The sequence below is a fragment of the Flavobacterium aquidurense genome (genome assembly GCF_002217195.1).
Classification (GTDB): domain Bacteria; phylum Bacteroidota; class Bacteroidia; order Flavobacteriales; family Flavobacteriaceae; genus Flavobacterium; species Flavobacterium frigidimaris.
Map to the genome: position 1 here is coordinate 1 of NZ_MUGR01000057.1, position 25,055 is coordinate 25,055.

The 25,055-nt window shown below is 35.0% G+C and carries 28 protein-coding genes; 21 read left to right on the forward strand and 7 right to left on the reverse strand.

All coding sequences use genetic code 11. The features are described 5' to 3' along the window. Nucleotides 1–113: 113 nt before the first annotated feature. The 15 genes from B0A67_RS22805 (at nt 114) to B0A67_RS22875 (ending at nt 12,380) form a co-directional block, all read left to right on the forward strand. A complete protein-coding gene (locus B0A67_RS22805; protein WP_072964640.1) occupies nt 114–662 on the forward strand; it encodes a hypothetical protein in 549 nt (182 codons plus the stop codon). A 73-nt stretch (nt 663–735) separates the two neighbouring features. After that, complete coding sequence (locus B0A67_RS22810; protein WP_072964641.1) at nt 736–1,323, forward strand: hypothetical protein; 588 nt, start codon at nt 736–738, stop codon at nt 1,321–1,323. A gap of 41 nt (nt 1,324–1,364) precedes the next feature. Then, nucleotides 1,365–2,135, forward strand: coding sequence for a hypothetical protein (locus tag B0A67_RS22815; RefSeq protein WP_072964642.1), 771 nt, complete (start codon nt 1,365–1,367; stop codon nt 2,133–2,135). A 3-nt stretch (nt 2,136–2,138) separates the two neighbouring features. After that, nucleotides 2,139–2,762, forward strand: coding sequence for a hypothetical protein (locus tag B0A67_RS22820; RefSeq protein ID WP_072964643.1), 624 nt, complete (start codon nt 2,139–2,141; stop codon nt 2,760–2,762). A 159-nt stretch (nt 2,763–2,921) separates the two neighbouring features. Beyond that, a complete protein-coding gene (locus B0A67_RS22825; protein ID WP_072964644.1) occupies nt 2,922–4,196 on the forward strand; it encodes a Na+/H+ antiporter in 1,275 nt (424 codons plus the stop codon). A gap of 131 nt (nt 4,197–4,327) precedes the next feature. Then, nucleotides 4,328–4,990 carry a hypothetical protein gene (locus B0A67_RS22830; protein ID WP_072964645.1) on the forward strand — a complete coding sequence of 221 codons (663 nt, stop codon included), beginning with the start codon at nt 4,328–4,330 and terminating at the stop codon, nt 4,988–4,990. 28 nt (nt 4,991–5,018) lie between these two features. Beyond that, a complete protein-coding gene (locus tag B0A67_RS22835) occupies nt 5,019–5,489 on the forward strand; it encodes a hypothetical protein (RefSeq protein ID WP_084074652.1) in 471 nt (156 codons plus the stop codon). 152 nt (nt 5,490–5,641) lie between these two features. Next, nucleotides 5,642–6,079: an acyl-CoA thioesterase gene (locus B0A67_RS22840; protein ID WP_072964647.1), complete on the forward strand. Its 438-nt coding sequence runs from the start codon at nt 5,642–5,644 to the stop codon at nt 6,077–6,079. Nucleotides 6,080–6,167: 88 nt separating this feature from the next. Continuing rightward, nucleotides 6,168–7,007 carry a mechanosensitive ion channel family protein gene (locus B0A67_RS22845; RefSeq protein ID WP_072964648.1) on the forward strand — a complete coding sequence of 280 codons (840 nt, stop codon included), beginning with the start codon at nt 6,168–6,170 and terminating at the stop codon, nt 7,005–7,007. A 115-nt stretch (nt 7,008–7,122) separates the two neighbouring features. Then, the gene (locus B0A67_RS22850) at nt 7,123–8,115 is read left to right on the forward strand and encodes an alpha/beta fold hydrolase (protein ID WP_072964649.1); all 993 of its coding nucleotides are present in this window, start codon (nt 7,123–7,125) and stop codon (nt 8,113–8,115) included. 113 nt (nt 8,116–8,228) lie between these two features. Continuing rightward, entirely contained in the window at nt 8,229–8,618 is a 390-nt protein-coding gene (locus B0A67_RS22855) for a DUF1398 domain-containing protein (protein ID WP_072964650.1), read from the forward strand. Nucleotides 8,619–8,639: 21 nt separating this feature from the next. After that, on the forward strand, nt 8,640–9,470 hold the full coding sequence (locus tag B0A67_RS22860) for a ThuA domain-containing protein (protein ID WP_072964651.1): 831 nt from the start codon (nt 8,640–8,642) through the stop codon (nt 9,468–9,470). Nucleotide 9,471: 1 nt separating this feature from the next. Beyond that, a complete protein-coding gene (locus tag B0A67_RS22865; protein ID WP_072964714.1) occupies nt 9,472–10,347 on the forward strand; it encodes a sulfurtransferase in 876 nt (291 codons plus the stop codon). 168 nt (nt 10,348–10,515) lie between these two features. Continuing rightward, complete coding sequence (locus tag B0A67_RS22870) at nt 10,516–11,757, forward strand: ATP-binding cassette domain-containing protein (protein ID WP_072964652.1); 1,242 nt, start codon at nt 10,516–10,518, stop codon at nt 11,755–11,757. An 8-nt stretch (nt 11,758–11,765) separates the two neighbouring features. Further along, nucleotides 11,766–12,380, forward strand: coding sequence for a hypothetical protein (locus B0A67_RS22875; protein WP_072964653.1), 615 nt, complete (start codon nt 11,766–11,768; stop codon nt 12,378–12,380). A gap of 123 nt (nt 12,381–12,503) precedes the next feature. Here the strand turns inward: B0A67_RS22875 and B0A67_RS22880 are convergent, their stop codons facing one another. The 3 genes from B0A67_RS22880 to B0A67_RS25310 all read right to left on the reverse strand — a co-directional run bounded on the left by B0A67_RS22880 (nt 12,504) and on the right by B0A67_RS25310 (nt 14,369). Then, nucleotides 12,504–13,544, reverse strand: coding sequence for an RluA family pseudouridine synthase (locus tag B0A67_RS22880; RefSeq protein ID WP_072964654.1), 1,041 nt, complete (start codon nt 13,542–13,544; stop codon nt 12,504–12,506). Further along, nucleotides 13,534–14,157 (reverse strand): PASTA domain-containing protein, encoded by a 624-nt coding sequence (locus B0A67_RS22885; RefSeq protein ID WP_072964655.1) that lies wholly within the window; start codon nt 14,155–14,157, stop codon nt 13,534–13,536. The genes B0A67_RS22880 and B0A67_RS22885 overlap by 11 nt, the downstream gene beginning before the upstream one ends. A 77-nt stretch (nt 14,158–14,234) precedes the next feature. After that, the gene (locus B0A67_RS25310) at nt 14,235–14,369 is read right to left on the reverse strand and encodes a hypothetical protein (RefSeq protein ID WP_262494753.1); all 135 of its coding nucleotides are present in this window, start codon (nt 14,367–14,369) and stop codon (nt 14,235–14,237) included. A gap of 198 nt (nt 14,370–14,567) precedes the next feature. Between B0A67_RS25310 and B0A67_RS22890 the strand changes: the two genes are divergently transcribed. From B0A67_RS22890 to B0A67_RS22905, 4 genes are all read left to right on the forward strand, one after another. Beyond that, on the forward strand, nt 14,568–15,539 hold the full coding sequence (locus tag B0A67_RS22890; protein WP_072964656.1) for a D-alanine--D-alanine ligase: 972 nt from the start codon (nt 14,568–14,570) through the stop codon (nt 15,537–15,539). 126 nt (nt 15,540–15,665) lie between these two features. After that, entirely contained in the window at nt 15,666–16,358 is a 693-nt protein-coding gene (locus tag B0A67_RS22895; RefSeq protein WP_072964657.1) for a DUF421 domain-containing protein, read from the forward strand. Between the two features lie 87 nt (nt 16,359–16,445). Continuing rightward, complete coding sequence (gene coaD, locus B0A67_RS22900) at nt 16,446–16,904, forward strand: pantetheine-phosphate adenylyltransferase (protein WP_072964658.1); 459 nt, start codon at nt 16,446–16,448, stop codon at nt 16,902–16,904. A gap of 119 nt (nt 16,905–17,023) precedes the next feature. Continuing rightward, complete coding sequence (locus B0A67_RS22905) at nt 17,024–17,602, forward strand: PhnA domain-containing protein (RefSeq protein ID WP_072964659.1); 579 nt, start codon at nt 17,024–17,026, stop codon at nt 17,600–17,602. A 190-nt stretch (nt 17,603–17,792) separates the two neighbouring features. Here B0A67_RS22905 and B0A67_RS22910 read toward each other — a convergent pair whose 3' ends face one another. The 4 genes from B0A67_RS22910 to B0A67_RS22925 form a co-directional block, all read right to left on the reverse strand. Then, entirely contained in the window at nt 17,793–18,239 is a 447-nt protein-coding gene (locus B0A67_RS22910; protein ID WP_072964660.1) for a hypothetical protein, read from the reverse strand. A 249-nt stretch (nt 18,240–18,488) separates the two neighbouring features. Continuing rightward, on the reverse strand, nt 18,489–19,838 hold the full coding sequence (locus B0A67_RS22915) for a DEAD/DEAH box helicase (RefSeq protein ID WP_072964661.1): 1,350 nt from the start codon (nt 19,836–19,838) through the stop codon (nt 18,489–18,491). A gap of 194 nt (nt 19,839–20,032) precedes the next feature. Beyond that, entirely contained in the window at nt 20,033–20,914 is an 882-nt protein-coding gene (locus B0A67_RS22920) for a dihydrodipicolinate synthase family protein (protein WP_072964662.1), read from the reverse strand. A gap of 15 nt (nt 20,915–20,929) precedes the next feature. After that, complete coding sequence (locus B0A67_RS22925; RefSeq protein ID WP_072964663.1) at nt 20,930–21,388, reverse strand: cupin domain-containing protein; 459 nt, start codon at nt 21,386–21,388, stop codon at nt 20,930–20,932. 100 nt (nt 21,389–21,488) lie between these two features. Here B0A67_RS22925 and pdxR point away from each other — a divergent pair, with 100 nt between their 5' ends. After that, nucleotides 21,489–22,901 (forward strand): MocR-like pyridoxine biosynthesis transcription factor PdxR, encoded by a 1,413-nt coding sequence (gene pdxR / locus B0A67_RS22930; protein WP_072964664.1) that lies wholly within the window; start codon nt 21,489–21,491, stop codon nt 22,899–22,901. Nucleotides 22,902–23,204: 303 nt separating this feature from the next. Then, on the forward strand, nt 23,205–24,932 hold the full coding sequence (locus B0A67_RS22935; protein WP_072964715.1) for a M14 family metallopeptidase: 1,728 nt from the start codon (nt 23,205–23,207) through the stop codon (nt 24,930–24,932). Nucleotides 24,933–25,055: the final 123 nt, after the last annotated feature.

The following is a 25,055-nucleotide window of genomic DNA, read 5'->3' on the forward strand; positions in this document are numbered from 1 at the left end:
CCTTTACACTACCAAGAATGAAGTCTAAAATTCAAAAAAACAGGAGTCCATTTAATTTTATCAACAATGAACATATTTTCTTTAATTTCATATAAATCTAATGACAACGAGAAATGAAAATAGTAAAGCAAATTGTTCTTGTTTTAATAGTAATTCTTTTTATAAACTCATCATTTGGGCAGACTTTAAAAGTGACTGACTTTAGAAAAGCATTTAATTATTACAACCCTACAGAACATAAACAATTATCATTAAAAGGTTTTAAGTTATTGAGCGATACAATTTCAACAAACAAAAAGAAATTTGAGTTTTATAAACAAAATACAAATGAAATAATTGAGATAATTTTTAAAGAAAATGGAGAAGGCGGAGAATATTTAAGCATACTTTATTTTTTGCCAAATGAATTTACTTATAAAAATTTTATCTCAACATTAAAGACATATAAATTCAAGTATAGTAAAAGAAACACACGTTATCAATTACCTACAAGCTCATATTCTGGTGAAAACATCTATGTTAATGGTTTAGGACATATTAATAATAAAAAATATTATTTTATAAAATATGATAGTTATAAAGATAAAGCATTGTCTGGATTAAGACCTGAAATCAGAAGCAATAAAATTCAAACAGATGACAGCATAATAAAACTAAGATAAGATAACGGAAGTTTCTATTTTTGATAAGAACAAAAATCATCAAATCTCACAAAAACGCAAAATCAGATCTAAAATGAAAAAGACATTCTTACTATTCTTTGTTCTCACTCAAATTACCATTTACGGACAAACACAAAAATTAAAAGACACTTTTACCATAACAATCAGAAACGAAGAAGGCGATCTAAATAATGACGGGTTAATTGATAAAGTATTGCTAAAAATGGATACGATAAACGAGACACAGCCATTAAAACTAGAAATCTATTTTTTACAAAAAGACAAAAAGTATAAATTGAACGTCTCTACAGAAAAATTAATGCGACCTCAATATCCAAATGGGAAATACGGTGGCGATCAAATTCCTGATGTTCTTATTGAGGAAGGTTATTTATTCATTGGATCTGAAATTGGTAAAAATCATTTTTGGCATAAATTCAAATTCAACAATGGATATTTTGAATTACACGAAATAACTAATGTAGTTTGGGATGGCAAGAATACGACCGAAACCGAATTCAATCTTTTGACAGGAAAAAGAACTGAGATAACTAAACCATTAAGCTCTGAAAAAATCCTGAAACAGACCACTAAAAAAATCATAGTAAAACCACTGCCAAAAATCAATGATTTTAGGGCTTTTGACAGTAAACTGAATTAAAACATCTAAGACAATCGAATTTTCTGACCGAAACCTTATAAATGAAAAAACGAATTACCCTAAACCTCTTAATTCTGCTCGCGATTGCTGTTCAATCCTGCAAGAACACAAAGAAAACAGACGATAAAAACCCCGCAAAAAGCACTGAAGTAACAGATAGCCTTCCCTATCGTGAATTTGAAGAAGTAAACGGCGAACCAGATCAAAACATTGCTTATGAACCTGAGGTCACTTATCCGAAAACAGGAAAGAAAATTGCAGACTTCCTTCCCAAAACCGGCATTTATGAAGTTCAATATGAAACAGAAGGAGATCTGAACAATGACGGCTTAGCTGATATTGCCATTGTCCTGAAATACAGGGAAAATAATGTTTCTAAAAGACCAATGCTCATCCTTTTGCAAAACGGAGATAAATCATATCGTTTAGACAAAGTTTCAAATATAACGATGCCGGTTGAATACAACGAAGCCGATTATAAATTATACGACACCGAAGATATTACTATAGAAAATGGAGGATTGAATATCAACCTCTACAGTATTGGCCCAAGTGGTACTATTTTCGGTTCATTTAAATATATCGGAAACGATTTTATTCTTGATATGATCGAAGCAGAGTATCGGGGCGCGGGCGGCCATTCAGGACTTTTTTACAATTATGAAGGTGGAGACATAACAATAAATCAAACCAACACCATGGAAGAAGATCAGCCCGTAACATCAAAAACTACAAAGGCAAAAGTCAAACGTTACTTATTTGAAAATACTTCGATTACAGAATTTTTTAATGAAGAGGGTAACACAAAATAAAAAATGAAACTAAAATTAACTTTACTCTTTTCGATTTTGTCGATTTCGCTATTTGCACAGACCAATTTAGGAATTGGTTTGGTTACCATTAAATTTGATGACAAAACAGTTTTACCTTTTTACACTTCTATTAATGATAAAGAACCGGTAAAAACAATTCGGTTTTTTAATGATAAATCGATCAACAGCTGGAACATTAAAGATCTTAAGAATCAGCAAAAATGGTTAAAACCGGAAATACTTTGGCTAGATTATAATTACTTCGTTTTTCGATGCGAAGAAAAAGAAAACAACTGGTTTAAAATAATTGTAGACAACGAATCCGGAAAATCACTCTGGATTAAGAAAAGCAAAAGCACCCTATTTAGAAATTGGGAAAAATTTCTCCAGGATATGTTTAGTGTTCAAAGAAAATCGAAAATGGACAAAATTTATAAGTTACCCAATAAAAATTCAGGAGCAATTCGATATTCAGGCGAAGATTGTTTTCAGGTCAGATCGATGAAAGGCGATTGGATTGAGGTTTTCACATCTGAATGCGACGACGTAAAAAGTCAATTAAAATCTGGATGGATAAAATGGAAAGATGGTAATAATTTATTAATAGATTATTTCCCAACAAGTTAGGACAATCAGAAAATCAACATAACAATAATGTTTAAAATGGCTGCACTATTTTTCAAAATCAAAACTGCTTTTTTTTCATAACTTCGTTTTGCGTCCCCTAAATAATTTAGCTTTGTCAAATCCATATTAATTACATTCGCATTTTTCTAAATTCTAAAAATGGAAAACTACAGCATAATCATTTTCATTCTGGCTATTGTCATCGGACTTTCTGCTTTTGCTCACAAAATAAAACTACCCTACCCAATATTACTTGTTATTGCCGGAATTGCCATTGGTTTTATTCCGTCGATGGGTGAAATAGAGATAAATCCGGAAATTATCTTTCTACTCTTTCTTCCCCCATTATTGTATGATGCCTCTTTTAATATTTCGCCCAAAGACTTCAAAACTAATATTAATACCATTGGTACTTTAGCCATCTCATTGGTTTTCCTGACGACACTTGGGATTGCAGTTGTAGCGCGCTACACTATTCCCGGAATGACGTGGCCTTTGGCATTTGTATTGGGTTCTATTCTGTCAGCTACTGACGCAGTAGCCGCTATAAGCATTACAAAAGGATTAAATTTATCTCATAAAACCTTAACCATTCTTGAAGGCGAAAGCCTCATAAACGATGCCTCTGCCCTTGTTGCCTATCGCTTTGCAGTCGCGTCTGTAATGGGATCTGCATTTATAATCTGGAAAGCAACTTTACAATTTATATTATTGCTGGGAGGCGGCTTTCTGGTAGGTTTTGTAATGGCAAAAATCCTGGCTTTCATACTGAGTAAAGTACATAAAAAGAATGTCGAAGTTACCATCAGTTTCATGCTCCTAATGCCTTTTGTTACCTATCTTATTGCAGAACATTTACATGTTTCCGGAGTAATAGCAGTAGTTATTTTAGGATTAACAATTGCTCGTTTCAGTAAAAAAATATTTCCCGAAAGCTTAAAAAACCAATCCAGAAGTCTTTGGGATATCATTATTTTTCTATTAAACGGATTGATCTTTATTCTAATAGGTCTCAACTTTCGTTATATATTAAAAGACATTCCTAACGATATGATTTTGCCTTATATAGGTTACGCAGCTATTATCACTATTGTGGCCTTGTTGATTAGAATGGCAAGGATCTTTCTTCAGAAAATCAACCTGCAAAAAGCATTTCAAAACACTAAACGAAAACGAAAAGTAAGTGAACATGCTCTTTTAGATTTTAACAACAGTATTATTATCAGCTGGTCAGGAATGCGCGGTATCGTATCATTAGCTATCGCTTTGGGATTACCAAAATTACTTGAAGACGGAACACCTTTTCCGGAACGAACTGTTATTATTTTTATTTCCGTCGCCGTTGTATTGTTAACACTGATTGGCCAGGGACTCACACTGCCTTTTATTGTCAAAACATTAAATGCCACAAAAGAAGAAGAGCCGCAATCTTAATCATGTAATTAAACAATTAGAAATAAATACATTAAAGAATAAATATCTAATAAAGAATATATTTTAACATTTGTAATGTTTTTTCTATATTTTTACTTTATTAACTACCAACCCAAAAAAACCAATTTTCAATGAATGATAATTTAAAATATGCTACTAAATTATTCGGAAGCGCCACTTTTAGCTTTATTAAAATAAATATCATCGGGCAATTATTTTTAATCGTTATTTCGATTATTTCCCTTTGTACTATAATTTATCAATCCGGTACAGGAATGGGTCATGCAAACGGTTCTGCTATTGTACTTTTATTATTCGCCCTACGACCAATCGGATACACATTAACCGTACTGTCTATATTTGCAGTTCCTTTTCTGTTGTTTACCCTTGGAAATAAATATATCATCTCAAAAACCATCCATCGATTATTATCTGACAAAGGAGAAGTTTTATTATTCCCGATTATCGATAAAGTACTCAACAAAATCAAATCAAACCAGCCTGATTTATTGAAAAAAGGAACCGATAAAACGAAACTAAAACTCAAACTTATACAGGAAATAAGAGATTCTAAAGAGAACAAGTGGCTGAAAAAAATCATCATCTACGGCTTTAAAAAAGTAAATCTCGATGATGTTGATTTCAGGGATGAAAATGTAAGTTTTTCTGAGATTATAAAAAATAAAATCATAGCCGGCCTAAAAAGTATTTCAAAACCAAGCCGAAACTTCTATTGGATTATTTTAGGTATTGAATTAACGATCATGATTCTGGTTATTTTCCAGGTAATATAATGACAACCGAACTTGTAAAATAAACACAATGAATCAAGAATTAGAAAGCCGTTTTGACGAATTTGATAAACCCGCCATCATCAGAAGAAAACTTTTACCATGGTGGATTAAAGTTTTCTGCTGGATCTTTATGATTTTAGCCGTTGGTGCAGTCGGTGCACTTATCACGAATCTTTTTATTCCAAATGTCAACGTATCTCTTTACGGATTTTCGAGTAACACCGCTTATTCCGTAACAGGGCTTTTTATAATTGCAGTAATGCTTTACAAGGGATTTGCCGCTTATTCGCTCTGGTTCGAGAAACCAAATGCCATAATAATAGCTAAAATAGATGCAATTTGCGGCATTGTAATATGTGTTGCTTCATTTTTTATCCTTCCTCTGACAAGTACAGAAAACGGGCATTTTTCCTTGCGATTAGAAATTCTGCTCCTTATCCCCTATTTTATAAAAATCAATAAAATAGAATATGAATGGGATAATCTGGAAAGCCTCTAGAACTGAATTAAAAAGGGAATTGTTAATACTTTCACCTTCGAATATACTTTTTGTGATTTTATTTGTAATTTCGATTTACTATAAATGACTATTTTTTGAAGTAAATAAGTCTTCAAAGAATATTCTCAATATCATTAAAACGCAAATATCAAATGGCTTCATTTATCAAAGAAATATCTTTTCGCTGGTCTGATCTTGACCCTAATTTTCACGTTCGTCATAGTGCATATTACGATTTTGGTGCGCAACACCGTATCGAAATTCTTGAAGAACTGGGCCTAACTCTAAGAGTGATGCAAACTCAGGGTTTTGGACCTGTTTTATTTAGAGAAGAATGTGTATTTAGGAAAGAACTAAAACTTTCTGATAAAATATTCCTTCACACCAAAACATCCAAAATGAAAGCCGATGCTTCGCGCTGGTCCATCGTTCACGAGTTCAGAAGAGAAGATGATACTCTTTGTGCTGTCATTACCGTTGATGGTGCCTGGATGGATACCAAACTTCGTAAATTAGCTTCGCCAACTCCTGAAATCGCTATTCAGGCCTTGAGTATTTTTCCAAAAAGTGACGATTTCGTTGGCTTATAAAATAAACTACATTTTACTTAACTTTATGAAATCCAAAAAACGATATTTTTAAATATCTGTTTTTTGGATTTTTTAAAATTCAAAACTCATGATCGATTACGCAAAAGACTTCCGGATAATTATCATTATCGCTATAATTGGGTTTGTAACCATTATTCTGGGTGCGGTTACAGACAAAGTACTTCGCTATTTTTTGTATCGAAAATTAACGGATAAAGAATATGATGCAACAGGTTTTAGATTTTTAAAACATTTAATTATAACCGTAATTTATATCTTGGGATTCGCCTTTGCCTTAATACAAATTCCTGAATTCAAAATCATTGGTCATTCTTTTCTGGCCGGTGCCGGAGTAATTTCTCTAGTTGCAGGTTTAGCTTCTCAACAAGCCCTGAGCAATATCGTAAGTGGAATTTTTCTGGTCATTTTTAAACCTTTCCGAATCAACGATAAAATCACGATCAATAATTTCGTTGGCACAGTCGAAGACATTAACTTAAGACAGGTCGTTCTTAAAGACGCTGAAAACAACCGAATCATCATACCAAATTCTGTTATTAGCAATCAGATTATTGTAAACACCAATATGCATGACACCAAATGCTGTAAAATAATCGAAATTGGCATTGGCTACGAATCTAATATTGAAGAGGCACTGGCCATCATGCAGGAAGAAATCGCCAGACATCCTCTTTTTATAGATACCCGAACTGCCGAAAATAAAAAGCAAAAAATGCCTTTGGTTGTCGCCCGTGTTGTTGCCCTGGCAGATTCAAGCGTCACACTAAAAGCCTGGGCCTGGGCAAAAAATTCTACAGATGGATTCGTAATGTATTGCGATTTACTGCAAAGTATCAAAAAATGCTTTGACGCGGCTAATATTGATATTCCTTATCCGCAGCAAGTTGTAACCTTAAAAAAGCAATAAAAACGAACAATAACCTCTTCTTATTATTTTCTGAGAACTTTAAGATTTTATTCTTTGATTTTAAAATCGTTAACTCTAATTTTATAGTTACTCCTAAACGAAACACATCCAGAAAATGAAACATATAAAACTTATACTGCTTTTACTTCCCTTTTTCTGCTTTTCGCAGCAGGAAAATATAAAGGCACTCGATATTAATTTAACCAATTATGAATATCCTTTTCCTGTACAATTTTTAGAAATAAGCAATCAGCGTCAAAATCTTAAAATGGCGTACATGGATATTAAACCGGAGAACTATAACAATAAAAATATTGTTTTACTACATGGCAAAAATTTCAACGGAGCGTATTGGGAAACTACTATAAAAGCATTAACAAAAGCAGGTTTCAGAGTAATCGTTCCGGATCAGATAGGTTTTGGAAAATCATCAAAACCGGATAATTTTCAATACACTTTCCAGCAACTGGCTGAGAATACAAAAAAATTACTGGATCATTTAGGCATTCAAAAAACAACCATTTTAGGGCATTCAATGGGCGGCATGTTAGCCACAAGATTTGCTTTGATGTATCCTGAAACTACCGAAAAACTAGTGCTTGAAAACCCAATTGGCTTAGAAGACTGGAAATTAGTAGTTCCGTATAAACCTGTTGACTGGTGGTACGAATCTGAATTAAAACAAAATTACCAAAATATAAAAAGCTATCAAATGGCGAATTATTATGATGGAAAATGGAATGCCGATTTTCAAAAGTGGGCTGAACTTGGCGCCGGCTGGACCACAGCTCCGGATTATGCAAGAGTCGCATGGAACTCCGCTTTGATGTATGACATGATTTTTACGCAGCCAGTTTTATATGAATTTAAAAACATCAAAAGTCCAACACTTTTAATCATCGGGACGAGAGATAAAACAGCCATAGGAAAACCGTTGGTAAATGAAGAAGTGAGAAAAACAATGGGTAACTATCTCGAATTGGGTAAAAAAACTCAAAAGACAATTCAAAATTCAGAATTAGTAGAAATTCCCAATACGGGACATTTACCCCATATTGAATCTTTTGATCAATTTATAAAACCATTAATCGTATTTTTGAAACAATAATCCTTTTTTTGTTTGCCACGAATTTCACGGATTTTCATTAATTTTTATTCGTATTGCTTAAAAATATTAATTCGTGAAATCCGTGGCAAACCCTAACTTAAAACCTAAAACACATGTTTACAATCGAACAAATAAAAGAAGCACATGCTAAGGTACAATCTGGTGCAGATTTCCCTAATTATATACAAGACTTAATCATTTTGGGCGTAAAAGGTTACGACACTTTTGTGCACAATGGCAATGTTGAATACTATGGCGTAAATAATTACAAAGTTTCAGCAGACGAAAAATATCCTGAAATTCAGGTGGCACCTTTCGCCAATAAAGAACGTTTTATTGAGTTTTTAGTAATGCATCAGGACGGTCAGACTGATTATCTGACTTTCTGCAATCATGCCGCTCAATCCGGAATCGCAAAATGGCGCGTCGATATTATCGAAATGACCTGTACTTATTATGACAAAGATGATAACGAAATATTAATCGAAAAAATTCCGGGTTAATCAAAAGCTAAACAAAACTTCATGTTTAAAAAAATTATTCTGATTGCGTTGTTATCTATTTGCTTTTTAGGATTTGCCCAACATAAAAAAGCAAATTCAACATTTAAAGTCATCGCTTTTTATACCGCAAAAAATGATCCGGCACACATTAGTTTTGTGCATGAAGCTAATAAATGGTTTCCAAAAGTCGCTGCAGAAAACCATTTTCAATACGATTCGACCAGCAATTGGGACAATTTAAACACCAAATTTTTAGCAAAATATCAGGTGGTTTTGTTTTTAGACACAAGACCGGAAACGCCAGGCCAGCGAGAAGCTTTTCAGAAATACATGGAAAATGGCGGTGGTTTTATCGGGTTTCACTTTTCGGCATTTGCACTCAATGATTCTGATTATCCACAAAACTGGAATTGGTATCACAATACTTTTTTAGGTTCCGGAGAATATGGCAGTAATACCTGGCGGCCAACATCGGCAGTTTTACGAATCGAAAACCAGCATGCCGTGACCAAAGATATTCCTAAAATATTTCGATCTCAACCAAACGAATGGTACAGATGGAGCAATAATTTAAGAAAAAATCCGGATATAAAAATCCTTGTAGCAATTGACGAGAGCAGCTTTCCGTTAGGAACGGGCCCAAAACCAAACGAAATTTGGCATGAAGGCTATTATCCGGTAGTCTGGACCAATAAAAATTACAAAATGCTCTATGTAAACATGGGACATAATGATATCGATTATGAACACGGAACCAATAAAACGCTTTCGTATACTTTTGAAAACGAACCACAAAGCCAATTAATTTTAAATGGATTACTTTGGTTGGGCAATTCTAAAAAAACAAAATAAAATGTCAAAACTTTCTCCCATTATAAACCCAGAAGAATTTTTAAACATAAAAAATTCGTCTGAAGTTATTTTAATCGATGCCAGAGCCGGAATCAATGCCATGGAAAATTATCAAAACGAACATCTAAAAGGCGCTCGTTTTGTCGATTTAAATCAAGATTTAGCAACCGTTGAAGATCCTGCAAACGGAGGAAGACATCCTTTACCTTCTTTAGAGAAATTTTCTCAGGTACTTTCAAAACTCGGAATTTCTCCTCAAAGTCATGTAATCATTTACGATGATAAAAACGGATCGAATGCAGCGGCAAGATTTTGGTGGATGTTACGTGCAGTTGATCATGAAAAAGTTCAGGTTCTCAACGGAGGTCTACAAGCAGCAATAAAAGCGGGATATCCGGTAAGTTCAGCAATTGAAACTTCTGAACCAACTGAAAATTATCCAATTTCTAAATGGAATTTGGCTCAGGCCGATATTGAAGAAGTCGAAACAGCCCGAAATAACGAAGAAAACATTGTAATTGATGTAAGAGATAAAAACCGTTTTGATGGTCTTACAGAACCGCTGGATTTAATCGCAGGACATATTCCCGGCGCTATTAATATTCCGTTTAGCGAAAATTTAGATGAAGATGGGTTTTATAAACCAGTTGAAGATTTAGCAAAAAAATATAAAGAAATTATTGGCGATAAAAATCCTAAGAATGTAATTGTACATTGCGGTTCAGGAGTTACCGCCTGCCATACTTTATTAGCAATGGATTATGCTGGAATTCCAACTCCAAAATTATATGTAGGCTCCTGGAGCGAATGGTCGAGAAACGATCGAGAATTGGCGACCAAAGAAACAAATAACTCATTTGGATACAATAAAAATTAAACACATAGAAACATAGATTTCAAATGTGTAAAAAAGAATACAAAAAAGAAACATATTTCTCACACATAGCTATGTGTATTTAAATAAGTGAAACGCCTATTTTTAAATTTACAAAAGCTATGTTTCTATGTGTTAAGAATAGAGACAACAGTTTAAATACAATACAAAATGCAACATTGGGACATACTTTTATCGAATCAGGTAAATAAAAAAGCTTTTATAGATACTTTACTTTCCGGCGAAGCCAAAGGAGAATTAGCCGTTTTTAACAACCAAAAAGGAATTCTGTTTTCAGACATTGCGATCGAGAAATTCATCGAAAAAGAATACCAGTACGACAGCGTTGAAGCTTCTCCAGAATCGCACAGACAATTGAGAACTTTTTCTTCAGGCGAACGCAAAAAAGAGTTTTTAAAATATTGTATCAATCAAAAACCTGATTTTATCATTTTCGACAATCCGTTTGATCACTTAGATCAGGCTTCTCGTGTGATTTTGGCTGAATCCTTAAAAGATTTGACAAAAGATATTGCAATTATCCAATTGGTAAACAGAGTGGTAGATGTATTATATTTTGTTCCTAATAAAGCACAGATTAAAGACAATACATTTGAATTGCATCCTATTTCAAAAACCGAAAATCATTTTAAAACCTTAAATACATCGGCAATTCCAAAAGCGATTGAACCGCATTCCTTTCACGAAAGTGTTTTAATCAAAATGGAAAATGTTTCTGTGAGTTATGATGATCGCAAAATTCTGGACAATATTTCATGGACGATCAAACAAGGTGAATTCTGGCAGTTAATTGGTCCTAACGGATCCGGAAAAAGCACCATTTTATCTTTGATTACGGGCGATAACCCAAAAGGCTTCGGCCAGAATCTGCATTTATTCGGGAGAAAAAAAGGAACAGGAGAAAGCGTTTGGGACATCAAAAAACAAATAGGCATCTTCACCACTTCCATGACTGATTTATTTCAAAAGGGACATACTTTAGAAGAAATGATTCTTTCTGGATTTTTCGATTCCATCGGATTGTATATTGAGCCTACCACTTTACAAAAACAAACCGTAGCGCAATGGCTCGAAGTAATTGAGATGAGCAGTTTAAGAAAAAAACGCTTCATTGATCTTTCTATCGGCCAGCAAAGAGTCGCATTGATTGTTCGAGCTGTTCTCAAACACCCGCCATTATTAATTCTGGACGAACCTGTAGAAGGTCTCGACGACGAAAATGTCGATTTGGTCATTCAGCTTATCAATACCATAAAACAAGAAACAAACGTTAGTATTTTGTATGTGTCACATCGCATCGAAACCGGCCTTGCCCCTACTTCTGTTTTTGAACTTATACCAAGTGCAGCAGGATCAGTCGGAAAAATAAAATACCATTCTGAGTTAAATTAAAAAACAAAATGAGAATTAAATATATTGCATTGTTCCTTTTATCCCTGATAATCACTTCTTGTTGCGGAACCATTTCGACAGCAAAAAAAACATACACAATAACCGAAACAACGCCATTAAAATCCAATTGGAATTTTAATTCAAAAGAATGGTTGCTGAAAAAAGATACGCTAATAGGAAAAGGAGGCCCGATGCATTGGGGCGTAATAGAATCAAAAAAGAAACTTCCTGAAAATTATGAAATCGGCCTGAAAGTAAACATGACCAAAGAATCTCTCTTTGAGATCATGCTCAACATTGATAAAGAGCAATACATTAGAACGTATTTGTATCGAATCGATCAAAATATCGTGATAGGCAGAGGTGTTTACAAAAAAGGCAGCGATGAATATGAAAAACGCGGAGGTCCAACTTTGTCTAAAAAAACAATGCAGCTGGAAAACAATAAATGGTATGATGTAAAAATAAAAGTACAGCACAATCAATTATTCTTCTCTGTAAATAATGAAACTTTCTTAGAGTGTTCCCTTGAGAAAAGCAACTTAAGCCTACAAGGAAAACTAGGATTTTTGACCAACGGTGAAGCCAAAATCATAGATCTTACCGTTAAAAACATTGAATAGATTTTTTATTATCTTAATGGTAAAAACAAACCGCTAAATAGTAAAACAAAAAAAGCTCCAAAATTTTGGAGCTTTTTTAAATTATAAGAAATTATCTAATTTTCTACTTGACAAATTATTCAATTATCCTTCCTCTTCCATACTATGCGTTTTTCCGTAATTACGCCATTTTTCAATACAATCCTGAAAATCCTGCGGTAATTCAGTATCAAAGCGCATCATTTCTCCAGTTGTAGGATGTACAAAACCAAGTGTTTTAGCATGCAGAGCCTGACGTGGTAAAGCTTTAAAACAATTCTCTATAAACTGTTTGTATTTAGTAAACGTAGTTCCTTTCAAAATCAAATGTCCGCCATAACGTTCGTCATTAAACAACGGATGCCCGATATGTTTCAAATGTGCACGAATCTGATGTGTTCTTCCTGTTTCTAATCTGCAGGAAATCAAAGTTACATAACCAAAACGTTCCAGCACTTTATAATGCGTAATCGCTGGTTTTCCTATTTCAGGATCAGCAAAAACGGCCATTTGCATGCGGTCTTTTAAGTGTCTGGCAAGGTTTCCTTCGATCGTTCCTTCTTCTTCGGCAACATTTCCCCAAACCAGGGCAATATACTCACGTTCAGAAGTTTTTGCTTCAAATTGTTTTGCCAGATGCGTCATCGCCGCTTCTGTTTTAGCCACCACCAAAAGTCCGGACGTATCCTTATCAATTCGGTGTACCAGACCAGGGCGCTCGCTGCTGTTCATTGGCAGATTATCAAAATGATGTGCCAAAGCATTCACCAAAGTTCCGGTATAATTACCGTGACCCGGATGCACCACCATTCCCGGCTCTTTGTTTATCAATAACAAAGCGTCATCTTCATACACAATATTCAACGGAAGATCTTCCGGAAGAATATGATTTTCATAAGGCGGATGTGTTAACATCACCGTTACGACATCAAGCGGTTTTACTTTATAATTTGACTTTACCGGAATATCATTTACAAAAATGTTTCCTTCAGTTGCGGCATTCTGAATTTTATTTCGTGTCGCATTCTGAATCAAGTTCATTAAATACTTGTCAATACGCAAAAGCGCCTGACCTTTAGGGACTTCAAATCTAAAATGTTCGAATAACTCGTCTTCCAGATCTAAATTTTCAATATTATTGTTCATCTTTTGGGGTTTCAGTAGTTGGCGCAGCTAAACTGTCTGTCGCCTGACTCTCATCTACATAACTTGCTTTTCCGTCTCCTAGAACCAAGTCGATTTTAGAGGCTTTCAGCACGCGGTCTCCTACTTTTAAGTTTCTACCTTTGTAACGCATTTCCAGAACCATGTCTTTTCCAAGGTTCGGAATATAAGTAATTGTTCCTTCCTGAAGCCCTAAAGCTTTCAAAGTAGGCACTGCTTCACGATATGTTTTTTCAATTAAATCAGGGATTTTAACAGATGAAAATCCTGATGCATTAATTTTGATATATATTTTTCTTCCCACTTTTACCTTTGTTCCCGGCAATGGATCTTGCTCAACAACACTGTATTTAGGGAATTCACTTCGGTAATCAACACTATCCAAAAGCACATAATCCAGGTCCAGATCACTCAATTTTGCCTCCACTTGCTCCTCAGTCAATTTAGATAAATTCGGAACTTCGATCTCGTGACCGTGATCAGTTGTAAAAGTCAACCAATGCATAAACAAATAACCCAAAACTGCAATAATAGCAACCGCACTTAATACTTGCAGAAAAAATACACGGCTTGTTAAATACTTACGTAAACTCATAAATTTATTTTTATTTGAGGCAAAGATAAAGCTATTTCGTTTCAAAAAAAATGATAATTTTGTTTTAAGCAAGAAAGTCACACGATTGTCATCCTGAGCCAAGCCGAAGGATAATTTTCAGGAGCTGTTTCCTGCTGTCCGCTGTATCTTTTATGGTGAACCCCACCATAAAAGGATGCCGCTCCCATCAGGGCTAGGGCTTTAGAATTCATAAGAGCATTTTATGCTCCCAATTGTCAGACTGATTGTATTCAAAGTTCTGCAAAGTGATGCAGCAAACGGGACTTCGACTCCGCTCAGTCTGACAAACGAATAAAATAATTAGCAAAAATTAGCGCATCCCGATAGCTATCGGGAGTAACAAAAAACGATTAAACAAATACACAAATAAACGATCAAACATCAAATCAATGAAAAACATAGCCATCATCATGGGCGGATATTCAAGTGAATACAAAATTTCACTTATCAGCGGAAACGTAGTTTACCAATACCTTGACAAAACAAAATACAACGGATTCCGTATTCATATTTTCAAAGAAAAATGGGTTTATGTAGACGAAAATAACGCCGAATATAGAATCGATAAAAACGATTTCTCCGTAACTGTAAACGATCAAAAGATTACTTTCGATTGTGTTTTCAATGCTATTCACGGAACACCGGGAGAAGATGGTTTAATGCAGGCTTATTTCGAATTATTAGGAATTAAACAATCGTCCTGCGATTATTATCAGGCTGCCCTTACCTTCAACAAACGTGATTTATTATCAGTTTTAAAACCATACGGAATCAAAACAGCTATTTCGTATTACCTGAACAAAGGTGATGTAATCAATACAGCCGAAATCGTTAAAAAAGTAGGTTTGCCATGTTTCGTAAAACCAAATAAAGCAGGATCTAGTTTTGGTATCTCAAAAGTAAAATCAGAAGCTGAATTGCCAATTGCGATCGAAGTAGCCTATAAAGAAGATAACGAAATCATCATAGAAAGTTTCCTTGACGGAACTGAAGTTTCTGTTGGAGTAATCAATTACAAAGGCGAAATCAAAGTTTTACCCATCACAGAAATTGTTTCTGACAATGATTTCTTTGATTACGAAGCCAAATACGAAGGAAAATCACAGGAAATTACGCCTGCAAGAATCTCAGACGAACTAACACAAAAAGTAAGCGAAGTAGCAAAACGTGCTTACGAAGTCTTAAAAATGAAAGGTTTCTCGAGAAGCGAATTCATCATTGTAGACAACGAACCGTACATGCTCGAAATGAATACCATTCCGGGTTTAACAACAGAAAGCCTGATTCCGCAACAAGCACAGGCAGCCGGAATATCGCTGGAAGATTTATTTACCAATGCAATTGAGCTGGCATTAGCTTAAGATACTAAGGTTCTGAGATGCTAAGTTACTAAGGTCTCAGAACCTTTTTTTATGGCCTAAACGTCGAACGGACAAAAAACTTTGAACCTTTGCTACTCTGAGTCTTTGAACCTCTAAAGAAAAAAAATGAAAGAAATCTTTGAATGGAATCGCGTATTTTACAACGATCTTCCCATGAATTTCGCACTCGAAGTTGTATTTCGTTCTACAGTAATGTTTATCATTTTACTGCTCACCTTAAAACTGGCAGGAAAACGAGGTGTAAAACAACTCTCTATTTTCGAAACCGTTATTATTATTGCCCTTGGTTCTGCTGCAGGCGATCCTATGTTTTATGAAGATGTTGGTATTGTTCCGGCCGCGATCGTTTTTATAGTTATTATTATCCTGTATCGTTCGGTAACCTGGCTTACCGGAAAAAGCAAGAAATTCGAGGAATTTATAGAAGGAAAAACCGAATGTCTCATCAATAATGGCAAATTCTCAATTGCTACTTTCAAAAAAGAAAGTCTTGCACAAGACGAATTTTTCTCTGAGCTTCGCATAAAATCGATTGAACATCTGGGACAGGTAAAACATGCTTTTATAGAAACAAGTGGAGAAATCAGCGTATTTTTTTATGAAGATAAAGACGTACAATACGGGTTACCTATTTTACCTGCCACATTCAATAAAAAAAGCACAATAATACCAACTGAAGCTATTTATGCCTGCACGTTTTGCGGACATATAGAAGAACAAAAAGCTGGTACTGCAAAATGCAAAGTCTGTACAAAAGAAGAATGGGTTCCGGCGCTAAAAACGCTCAGAATAACGTAATAGAAAATCCCAATTTTTAAAATCCAAATTCCAACAAATAAGTTCAATCCGTTTAATTCTAAACTTAGAACCTTAGAAACTAAAAAAATGAGAAAAGCCATATTCCCGGGATCATTTGATCCTATCACGCTAGGTCACGAAGACATTATCAAAAGAGGAATTTCTCTATTTGATGAAATTGTAATTGCAATTGGTGTCAATGCCGAAAAAAAATACATGTTTTCACTTGAAGAGAGAAAACATTTTATCGAAGAAACTTTCAAAAACGAGCCAAAAATTTCAGTTATCACTTACGAAGGTTTAACCATTGATTTAGCAAAAAAACAAAAAGCCAATTTCATTTTAAGAGGTTTACGCAATCCTGCCGATTTCGAATTCGAAAAAGCCATTGCACATACCAACAGACGCCTTTCTAAAATCGAAACCGTATTTTTATTAACCGCTGCAAAAACTTCTTATATCAGTTCAAGTATTGTTCGTGATGTATTGCGAAATGGCGGCGAATACGAAATGCTGGTTCCGGATGCAGTAAGAGTGAAGAAATAAAAATCAGCATCAACCAGTTTAACCCGCCAAATCCGTAGACCAAAACTATCATAAAATCATAAACTTGCAAGCGAAGCAAATTATAAGTAATTTCGCATTTTTAAATAAAACACCAAATAATGAGCATCGAAAGAGAATTAAACAAACGTAGCGGATCAAAATGTGAACTTTGTGGCGCCGAAGAAAACCTAAAAGTATATGAAGTATTACCCACTAAAAAAGGTGGTCTTGACGAAAGCATTTTAGCATGTACTACTTGTATTGACCAAATTGAAAACCCGGACAATGTCGATTTAAATCACTGGAGATGCCTCAACGACAGCATGTGGAATGAAAACGTTGCGGTACAAGTAGTAGCCTGGAGAATGTTAAGCCGCATGCGTGCTGCCGGATGGCCTCAGGAATTACTTGACATGATGTACTTAGACGAAGATACTCTCGCATGGGCGCAAGCAACAGGCGAAGGCGAAGACGACGAAAACAAAATCATTCACCGTGACAGTAACGGAGTAATCCTGGAACACGGAGATTCTGTCGTTTTAATCAAAGATCTAAAAGTAAAAGGATCAAGTATGGTTGCCAAACAAGGAACTGCCGTAAGAAACATCCGTTTAGACCATGAAAATGCCGAATACATTGAAGGAAAAGTAGACGGTCAGCAAATTGTTATTATCACACAGTATGTGAAGAAAATATAGTTTTTTTTGAGGTTCAAAGGCTCAGAGTAGCAAAGGTTCAAAGTTTTATCTTGCAGACCAAACCTGAAACTCAAAACAAGACAAACTAAAAAAAGGCTATTCAAAATTTTGAATAGCCTTTTTTAAGATATTTAAAGTTTCTTAACCACAGATTTTAACTTGAAACAAATAGAACCTGAAACCAAAAAATTTATTTTTGAAATAATTTATTAATCTGATCTTTTAAAAGTGGTTCTGAAACACTACTTGTAACAGAAGAAGCGTCTTTAGAAGATACCATAAACTGAACTGTCGCTTTCTCCGGAAGAACACTTCCTGTGTAATGCAGCCAAATATAGTTATTAGGTAATTCTAATTTGATATCATACAAAGGGTTTGCTGTAAAACCATTTACAATAATACTGTAAAGACTATTGTAATCATTATTTACATTTTTGAATGTAAACTTTCTCAGGCTTGAAGATTCGTCATCACTCTGTATACTTGTATAATAAACAGTATATTCATCTCCAATTTTTTGAATATAATTGTTATTTACTTTTCCTAATCTCTCAACTGGTACAGTTTCAATAACTTTAATTTGTGCAAAAGAGACAAAACTAAACATCAAAATGGCAATCGTAATAATTTTTTTCATAATTAATTTGGGGTTTATTATTTAAAGGCGCAAGAAACGCAGAAAATATGATAAATTAAAACCTTAACCGTTAATTTATTAACAATCAGTCAAGATTAGGGTCTAAAACCCATTCAAATTCATCAATACACTGAATTAAAATACTGAATTTCAATAAATTAACAAACCCATTACGCTAAAAACCACTAAAAAATAAAACCAAATTTACAGTTCTAAAACTTTCACATACAATCGAAAACGAACTTATTTTTACTTCTCTTCTTCTTTTTTAACCACTTTTCGGGCAACTTCAATTTTAAATTTCTTGCCTTTCATTTTCTCATCCTTAATATGATGCAGCAAGTCTTTTACCTTATTGAATTTTACTGCAGCAAACGAAATAAAATCTTTCACTTCGATTAGCCCTAAATCACCTTTTTCTAATTTCCCTTTCTGAGAGAAGAAACCAACAATATCAATTTTATTTAATTTTGTCTTCTTTCCTCCACTGATATAAATCGTTTGATATTCCGGAGGTTTAGGCAAAGTAGTTGTGTTTTCAACCTTCAGAACTTCCATTCCGTAGTCAATATAATCCAATTGTTTTTCACTTTCGTGAACAAGGATATAGGCAGTTCCGGAAGCCTGCATACGAGCGGTACGCCCGTTACGATGTGTAAATTCATCTTCTTTTAGAGGCAAATGATAATGAATTACGTGTTTCATTTCAGGAATATCCAGTCCACGTGCAGCCAGATCAGTGGTGATCAGATAACTTACGCTTCCGTTTCTAAACTGAATCAAAGCACGCTCGCGTTCGTCCTGATCCATTCCTCCATGATAATAGGTCGAATAAATTCCTTTTTCGTTTAGCGTGTCACTGATACGTTCAGCAGCATCACGGTGATTACAAAAAATAATAGCCGACTGCGATTTCAAAGAGCAAATCAAATTGAATAAACTACCCAATTTATCTTTGGCAGGCGAAACGATCATTTTCATCGAAAGATTTGTCTTTTCTTCTTCCTCAGGGATAAAATCTAAAACCGTTGGATTTACTACACGTGTATATCGTGGAATCTCAATATCTGAAGTTGCAGAAACCAAAACCCGTTTGTTTAACTTCGTTAGTTTACCAATGATATAAGACATTTGCTCATGAAAACCCAGTTGCAATGATTTATCAAATTCATCCAGAATTAAAGTCTGAATTTTATCTGTTCTAAAAGTATCTCTGTCGATATGATCTGCAATTCTTCCCGGAGTTCCAATTAAAACGGCCGGCGGATTACTCAAATTCTTGATTTCAGTATCAATAGAGTGGCCTCCATAACAAATATTAACTTTATATGGCGTTCCCATTTTTTTCCAAACCTGCTCGATCTGCAAACCTAATTCACGCGAAGGCACTAAAATTAAACATTGAACTGAAAGAATTTCAGGCTGTAATAATTCTAAAACGGGTAACAAAAAAGCCAGTGTTTTCCCTGATCCTGTTGGAGAAAGCAGTAAAACATTATTATCATTTAAAATAGCATCTTGCGCTACTTCCTGCATTTCGTTTAGGCTCTCAATTCCTAAGTTCGAAAGTATATTGTTCGAATGGTGATTCTTATTCATTTTGCAAAAGTAGTCAAAAAAAGTTGTTCCAAGTTTCAAGTTTTACTTGTTTCAGGTTTGAGCTGAAAATAAAACTGCTTAAAATTTTACCACAAAGCGCTCAATGATTTTTTAATCACTAGGATTTTTTTAAAATTGCAAAGCTCGCAAAGCTGATTGAGCACAAAACTTTGCGAACTTTGCAGTTAAGGAACTTATTCTAAATCCTTTAAAATCAATGTGAGCTCAGCCACTTCGCTTGCTGTTAATGGTTTTAAGGGACTTCTCAGGAAACCTCCTTCTAACCCCTGAATCTCTAAACCTGCTTTGATAGCTCTTGGTAAACCTTTATTTACAATGAACTTTAAAAGATTCAATTGCTTATAAAATGCTTTCTGAGCTTCCTGTAAATCATTTTTCTGAATGGCATTATACAACTCCAAATTCAGTTTCGGGATCAAATTGGGCGCGGCAGTACACCATCCGGCCGCACCTGCAGCAAATGCAGCCAGGGCCAAAGGATTTGAACCGTTAAAAAAAGCTACCTCTTCTCCCAGTTCCCTTCTCAAATAATGCATTCTCTGAACATCTCCCGTACTTTCTTTAATCATCGTGACATTCGGAATTTCCAAAAGTCGTTTGAGTAAAACAGGTGACATATCGACCCCGCCGGTTGCAGGATTATTGTACGCCATTATCGGAATCGAAATTTGCTTTGCAACAGCATCATAATGTTGTACAATTTCATCATCTGTAAGTTTCCAGTAACTCATGGGAATAATCATCACGGCATTTGCTCCGGCTTTCTCAGCAAATTTCGCATGATAAACGGTTCTTTCAGTCGTTAAATTTGAAACCCCAACCAAAACAGGCACTCTGCCTTTTACCTGTTCAATGGTTGCTACTGTAATGTCTTCTTTTTCTTCATCTGTCAGATAAGGCATGACACCTGTGCTTCCTAACGGAGCAACAGCATGAGCACCTGAAACAATTAATCGTTCTAACAGTTTTTTGTACAATATAACATCTACTTTTTCGTCTTGGTCAAACGGAGTAATCGGATAGGCAATAATGCCACTAAACGGATTATTTTTCATTTACTTTTATTTTTATTAAAGATCTCTTCCCTCTTCTTCTCTCAAAGCAACACCTAAATTCTGAAGCTGTGGTGCATTTTCGCAGGCAATGTATTTAGCTGGTTTGTCACTGCTTAAATTCTGATGTCTGTGCCATGCCCAGCTCGGGATATAAACCGCGTCACCGGCCTTCCACTCCACTTTTACATCTTCTACTTCTGTATATCCATGCCCTTCCACCACATAAATAACCGTTTCATAAGTATGACGGTGTTTATTGGTCAATTGATCCGGCAATAAACCGCCAATTGTCATGCTTACATTTTTACTCGGAAGATCAACAAAGAATACAGGGTGTTTACGTTCTGTAGAAAACTGATCGTGTACTCCGGCTTGTTCTACATTTTTGTGAATTAATTTTTCGAGCATCACAAAAGTGGGTCTGGCAAAAGTTTCATGAAAGTCTTTTGACGAAAATTGTTTTTTAGTTTCCATAATTTTATACTTATTATTTTTTTTGCATTATTGCTTTTCAAAATTATCCTAACTTTGGACTATTCAACTGATACAGTTTCAACATAAACAGATAGTCCAGATGTTAAGACCTTGGAAATTAGAAATTCAACTCAATACGAACACAGATAAAGCAATATATCTGCAGATCGCCGATGCTATTATTGAAGCCATAAAAACAGGAATTCTCAATAGCGGAAATGCCCTGCCCGGAAGCAGACAGCTTGCAGGACTGTTAAAAGTAAACCGAAATACCGTAATCGAAGCCTTAGACATTCTTATTGCCGAAGGATGGCTAATCACAATAGAAAGAAAAGGAACTTTTGTCGCTGATATTCTCCCCTTATCTACAGAAAACACCAATCAGCAACAAAAAACCGATTTGATAAAGGAAGAAATACAACCTCTTATCGTTTTTGATGATGGGATTCCCGATAGCCGAATCGCGCCAATGAACGAATTGGCAAGGGCGTACAGGCAGATTTTTAACAGAAAATCACGTTGGCAAATTATGGGATACAGTACTGAATTTGGAAATCTGGAATTCAGGAAAGCCATTGTTCAGATGCTTAATTTCAAGAGAGGAATGAACATTACGCCGGACGAGATATGCATTACCCGCGGAAGTCAAATGGCGATGTACCTAACAGCAAACTGTTTATTGGCGCAAGGTGATTATGTGATGGTCGAAAATCCCGGTTATAAACCTGCCTGGGAAACCTTCGAAAATGCGGGAGCTCAATTGCTGCCAGTAAATATTGATAAAGAGGGCTTGCTCATCGAAGAAGTCGAGGAACATTTGAAGAACCACCAAAACATAAAGGCAATTTATGTAACGCCTCACCATCAGTATCCAACAACTGTAACTTTAAGTCTGAAAAGGAGATTGAAACTGGTCGAATTATCGAACCAATACAACTTTACGATTATCGAAGATGATTACGACAACGAATTCCACTTTGGACAGCGTCCCATTTTACCTATTTCGAGTTACAGCAATGCAAAAAATGTCATTTATATCGGGACACTAAGCAAAATCGTTGCGCCGGCTTTACGAATTGGTTATTTGGTAAGTAATGCCGAAAATATTCTAAAAGTAGGCAAACATCGAAAAATGATTGACGTTCAGGGCGATAATATCATGGAAGAAGCTGTTCTGCAGCTTATCAATGAAGGCGAAATAAAAAGACACCTCAAAAGAACCACGCTTATTTACAAAGCAAAAAGAGATTATTTTGAAATGATTTGCAACAAACATCTCAAAAACAAAGTCACCTTTATAAAACCTGAAGGAGGCCTGGCTTTTTGGATCGTGCCAAACCCAAACATAAACATCTTAGAAATTGCAGACAAATTATTACTAAAAGGCATAAAAATTATAACGCCGGAGAAATTTAGTTTTGGTAAACCCATTTCAGGATTCAGATTGGGTTATGCTTCACTTACCGAGAAACAACTCGAAGAAGGAATAATCGAGCTTGCTAAGTATCTATAAAATGTTTCAGGTTTTGGTTGTTTCAGGTTTCAGGTTGAAATCCGAATAAACTTGTGCTGATTTTACTTCTGGTGCGCAAATATTTACGCAAAGGTAGCTAAGTTTTTATGTACACAGCTTTGCAAGCTTTGCGTTTATCAACACCTTTAGTGTAAAAAAAATTTGTGCGCTTCACAATTAAATTTAAAAACACACAGCATTAAACTGAAACATCAACAAAGAAAACCTGACCCGAGACTGAAAGCCGAACAGGCGAAGCAAATAAAATTTTCTATATTTGATTCTTGCTTTAAAACCAAAACCATGAAATTCTTAACCATTATCATTTCGCTTGTATCGTTTACCATTTTCGCTCAAAACAATAAAAAATACGATACTTTTTTCGAAAAAGGAAATGGAAATCAATCCGCTTCTTATGAAGAAACGATACGTTATTTTAAACTTTTAGCGAATGATTTCCCAACAATTCAAATACAAGAAATGGGGCTGACGGATTCCGGAGAATCTTTGCACATGGTGGTTTACAATCCTGAAAAAGAATTTGATTTCGAGAAAATCCAGAAAAACAAAGCAGTACTTTTTATCAATAACGGAATCCACGCCGGAGAACCTGACGGCATCGACGCCACAATGCAGTTCTACAGAGATTTAGCCATTGGTAAAATAAAAGCGCCGATAAATACAGTTTTGGTTACTATTCCGGTTTATAATATTGGCGGCGCTTTAAACAGAAATTCTACCACAAGAGCCAATCAGGATGGTCCGGAAGTTTATGGTTTTAGGGGAAATGCGAGAAACTATGATCTGAATCGTGATTTAATGAAATCGGACACTCGAAACACCAAGAGTTTTGTCGAAATCTTTCAGAAAATAAATCCTGATGTTTTTATCGACAATCATGTCAGTAACGGTTCTGATTACCAATACAAACTGACTTATATTATGACTCAGCACAATAAGTTAGGAACTGTTTTAGGTGATTTTATGAATAATGAAATGATGCCGGCTCTGGTAAAGGATTTACAAAATAAGAAAATCGAAACAACGCCTTATGTAGATTCATTTAAAGATACTCCCGACAAAGGTTTTGGTCAATTTGTAGACAGTCCGAGATATACAACGGGTTATACTTCGTTGTTTAATACGATAGGTTTTGTAGTTGAAACACACATGCTGAAAAAATATGCTGAACGTGTCAAAATGACCTACGAATACACAAAATCTACTTTGGATTTTACCGACGCGAATTACCAAAAAATCAAAGGGCTACGGGTTAAGAACTTAGAACAATATGAGCCTCGAAAACCATATACGCTAAAATGGGAATTAGACAGCACCAAAGCCACGACATTTTCGTTTTTAGGTTATGAAGCTGGTTACAAAAAAAGCGAAGCCACGACGGGAAATCGTTTGTATTATGACCGAAGCAAACCGTACAAAAAAGACGTTCCGTACATCAAAGAATTCAAATCGGTTAAAGACATTGTGATTCCGTCTGCCTATATTATCCCGCGTGGATATTGGAACATTATTGATCTCTTGAAGAATAACAATATCTCGTATTCTCAACTTAAAAACGATACGATTATCGAAGTAGAAAGCTATAGAATTGCCGATTTTAAAACGGTTCCTAATGCTTATGAAGGACATTATTTGCACTACAATACAACCTTAACTTCTAAAACTGTAAAAATGGCTTTCGCCAAAGGTGATTACCTGGTTCCAACAAAGCAAAAAGGTGTCAAATATTTAGTCGAAGCTTTTGAACCAGAAGGCACTGATTCTTTCTTTAACTGGAATTTCTTCGATCCTATTTTACAGCAAAAAGAACATTACTCAGAATATATTTTTGAAGATACGGCTTCGAAACTACTAAAAGAGAATCCACAACTAAAAGCCGAATTAGAAACCAAAAAACAAAACGACCGCGAATTTGCTAAAAATGCTGAAGCGCAATTGAACTGGATTTATAAAAATTCCTTGCATTATGAAAAGGCGCATTTGCAATATCCTGTCTATCGGGTTTTATAGTTTATTTTTTAAAACCGTAAAGTTTTTTAACCGCGTAGTTCGCTCAGTTTTTTTTTTGATTGTGCTGAAAAACGCAGAGATTGCAAATTTTTACGTGGGGATCTTTATCAAAATTTTAAAATT

Bases quoted from the DNA above. Each gene is read 5' to 3' on its own strand.
- B0A67_RS22910 (WP_072964660.1), bottom strand. From the start codon at position 18,239: ATGAAAAAAATTATTACGATTGCCATTTTGATGTTTAGTTTTGTCTCT.
- B0A67_RS22920 (WP_072964662.1), bottom strand. From the start codon at position 20,914: ATGAAAAATAATCCGTTTAGTGGCATTATTGCCTATCCGATTACTCCG.
- B0A67_RS22925 (WP_072964663.1), bottom strand. From the start codon at position 21,388: ATGGAAACTAAAAAACAATTTTCGTCAAAAGACTTTCATGAAACTTTT.
- B0A67_RS22870 (WP_072964652.1), top strand. From the start codon at position 10,516: ATGCAACATTGGGACATACTTTTATCGAATCAGGTAAATAAAAAAGCT.
- B0A67_RS22860 (WP_072964651.1), top strand. From the start codon at position 8,640: ATGTTTAAAAAAATTATTCTGATTGCGTTGTTATCTATTTGCTTTTTA.
- B0A67_RS25310 (WP_262494753.1), bottom strand. From the start codon at position 14,369: ATGAATTCTAAAGCCCTAGCCCTGATGGGAGCGGCATCCTTTTATGGT.
- B0A67_RS22875 (WP_072964653.1), top strand. From the start codon at position 11,766: ATGAGAATTAAATATATTGCATTGTTCCTTTTATCCCTGATAATCACT.
- B0A67_RS22895 (WP_072964657.1), top strand. From the start codon at position 15,666: ATGAAAGAAATCTTTGAATGGAATCGCGTATTTTACAACGATCTTCCC.
- B0A67_RS22835 (WP_084074652.1), top strand. From the start codon at position 5,019: ATGAATCAAGAATTAGAAAGCCGTTTTGACGAATTTGATAAACCCGCC.
- B0A67_RS22825 (WP_072964644.1), top strand. From the start codon at position 2,922: ATGGAAAACTACAGCATAATCATTTTCATTCTGGCTATTGTCATCGGA.
- B0A67_RS22810 (WP_072964641.1), top strand. From the start codon at position 736: ATGAAAAAGACATTCTTACTATTCTTTGTTCTCACTCAAATTACCATT.
- B0A67_RS22820 (WP_072964643.1), top strand. From the start codon at position 2,139: ATGAAACTAAAATTAACTTTACTCTTTTCGATTTTGTCGATTTCGCTA.
- B0A67_RS22865 (WP_072964714.1), top strand. From the start codon at position 9,472: ATGTCAAAACTTTCTCCCATTATAAACCCAGAAGAATTTTTAAACATA.
- B0A67_RS22855 (WP_072964650.1), top strand. From the start codon at position 8,229: ATGTTTACAATCGAACAAATAAAAGAAGCACATGCTAAGGTACAATCT.
- B0A67_RS22890 (WP_072964656.1), top strand. From the start codon at position 14,568: ATGAAAAACATAGCCATCATCATGGGCGGATATTCAAGTGAATACAAA.
- B0A67_RS22805 (WP_072964640.1), top strand. From the start codon at position 114: ATGAAAATAGTAAAGCAAATTGTTCTTGTTTTAATAGTAATTCTTTTT.
- B0A67_RS22845 (WP_072964648.1), top strand. From the start codon at position 6,168: ATGATCGATTACGCAAAAGACTTCCGGATAATTATCATTATCGCTATA.
- B0A67_RS22885 (WP_072964655.1), bottom strand. From the start codon at position 14,157: ATGAGTTTACGTAAGTATTTAACAAGCCGTGTATTTTTTCTGCAAGTA.
- B0A67_RS22880 (WP_072964654.1), bottom strand. From the start codon at position 13,544: ATGAACAATAATATTGAAAATTTAGATCTGGAAGACGAGTTATTCGAA.
- B0A67_RS22935 (WP_072964715.1), top strand. From the start codon at position 23,205: ATGAAATTCTTAACCATTATCATTTCGCTTGTATCGTTTACCATTTTC.
- B0A67_RS22830 (WP_072964645.1), top strand. From the start codon at position 4,328: ATGAATGATAATTTAAAATATGCTACTAAATTATTCGGAAGCGCCACT.
- B0A67_RS22850 (WP_072964649.1), top strand. From the start codon at position 7,123: ATGAAACATATAAAACTTATACTGCTTTTACTTCCCTTTTTCTGCTTT.
- coaD (WP_072964658.1), top strand. From the start codon at position 16,446: ATGAGAAAAGCCATATTCCCGGGATCATTTGATCCTATCACGCTAGGT.
- B0A67_RS22915 (WP_072964661.1), bottom strand. From the start codon at position 19,838: ATGAATAAGAATCACCATTCGAACAATATACTTTCGAACTTAGGAATT.
- B0A67_RS22815 (WP_072964642.1), top strand. From the start codon at position 1,365: ATGAAAAAACGAATTACCCTAAACCTCTTAATTCTGCTCGCGATTGCT.
- B0A67_RS22840 (WP_072964647.1), top strand. From the start codon at position 5,642: ATGGCTTCATTTATCAAAGAAATATCTTTTCGCTGGTCTGATCTTGAC.
- pdxR (WP_072964664.1), top strand. From the start codon at position 21,489: ATGTTAAGACCTTGGAAATTAGAAATTCAACTCAATACGAACACAGAT.
- B0A67_RS22905 (WP_072964659.1), top strand. From the start codon at position 17,024: ATGAGCATCGAAAGAGAATTAAACAAACGTAGCGGATCAAAATGTGAA.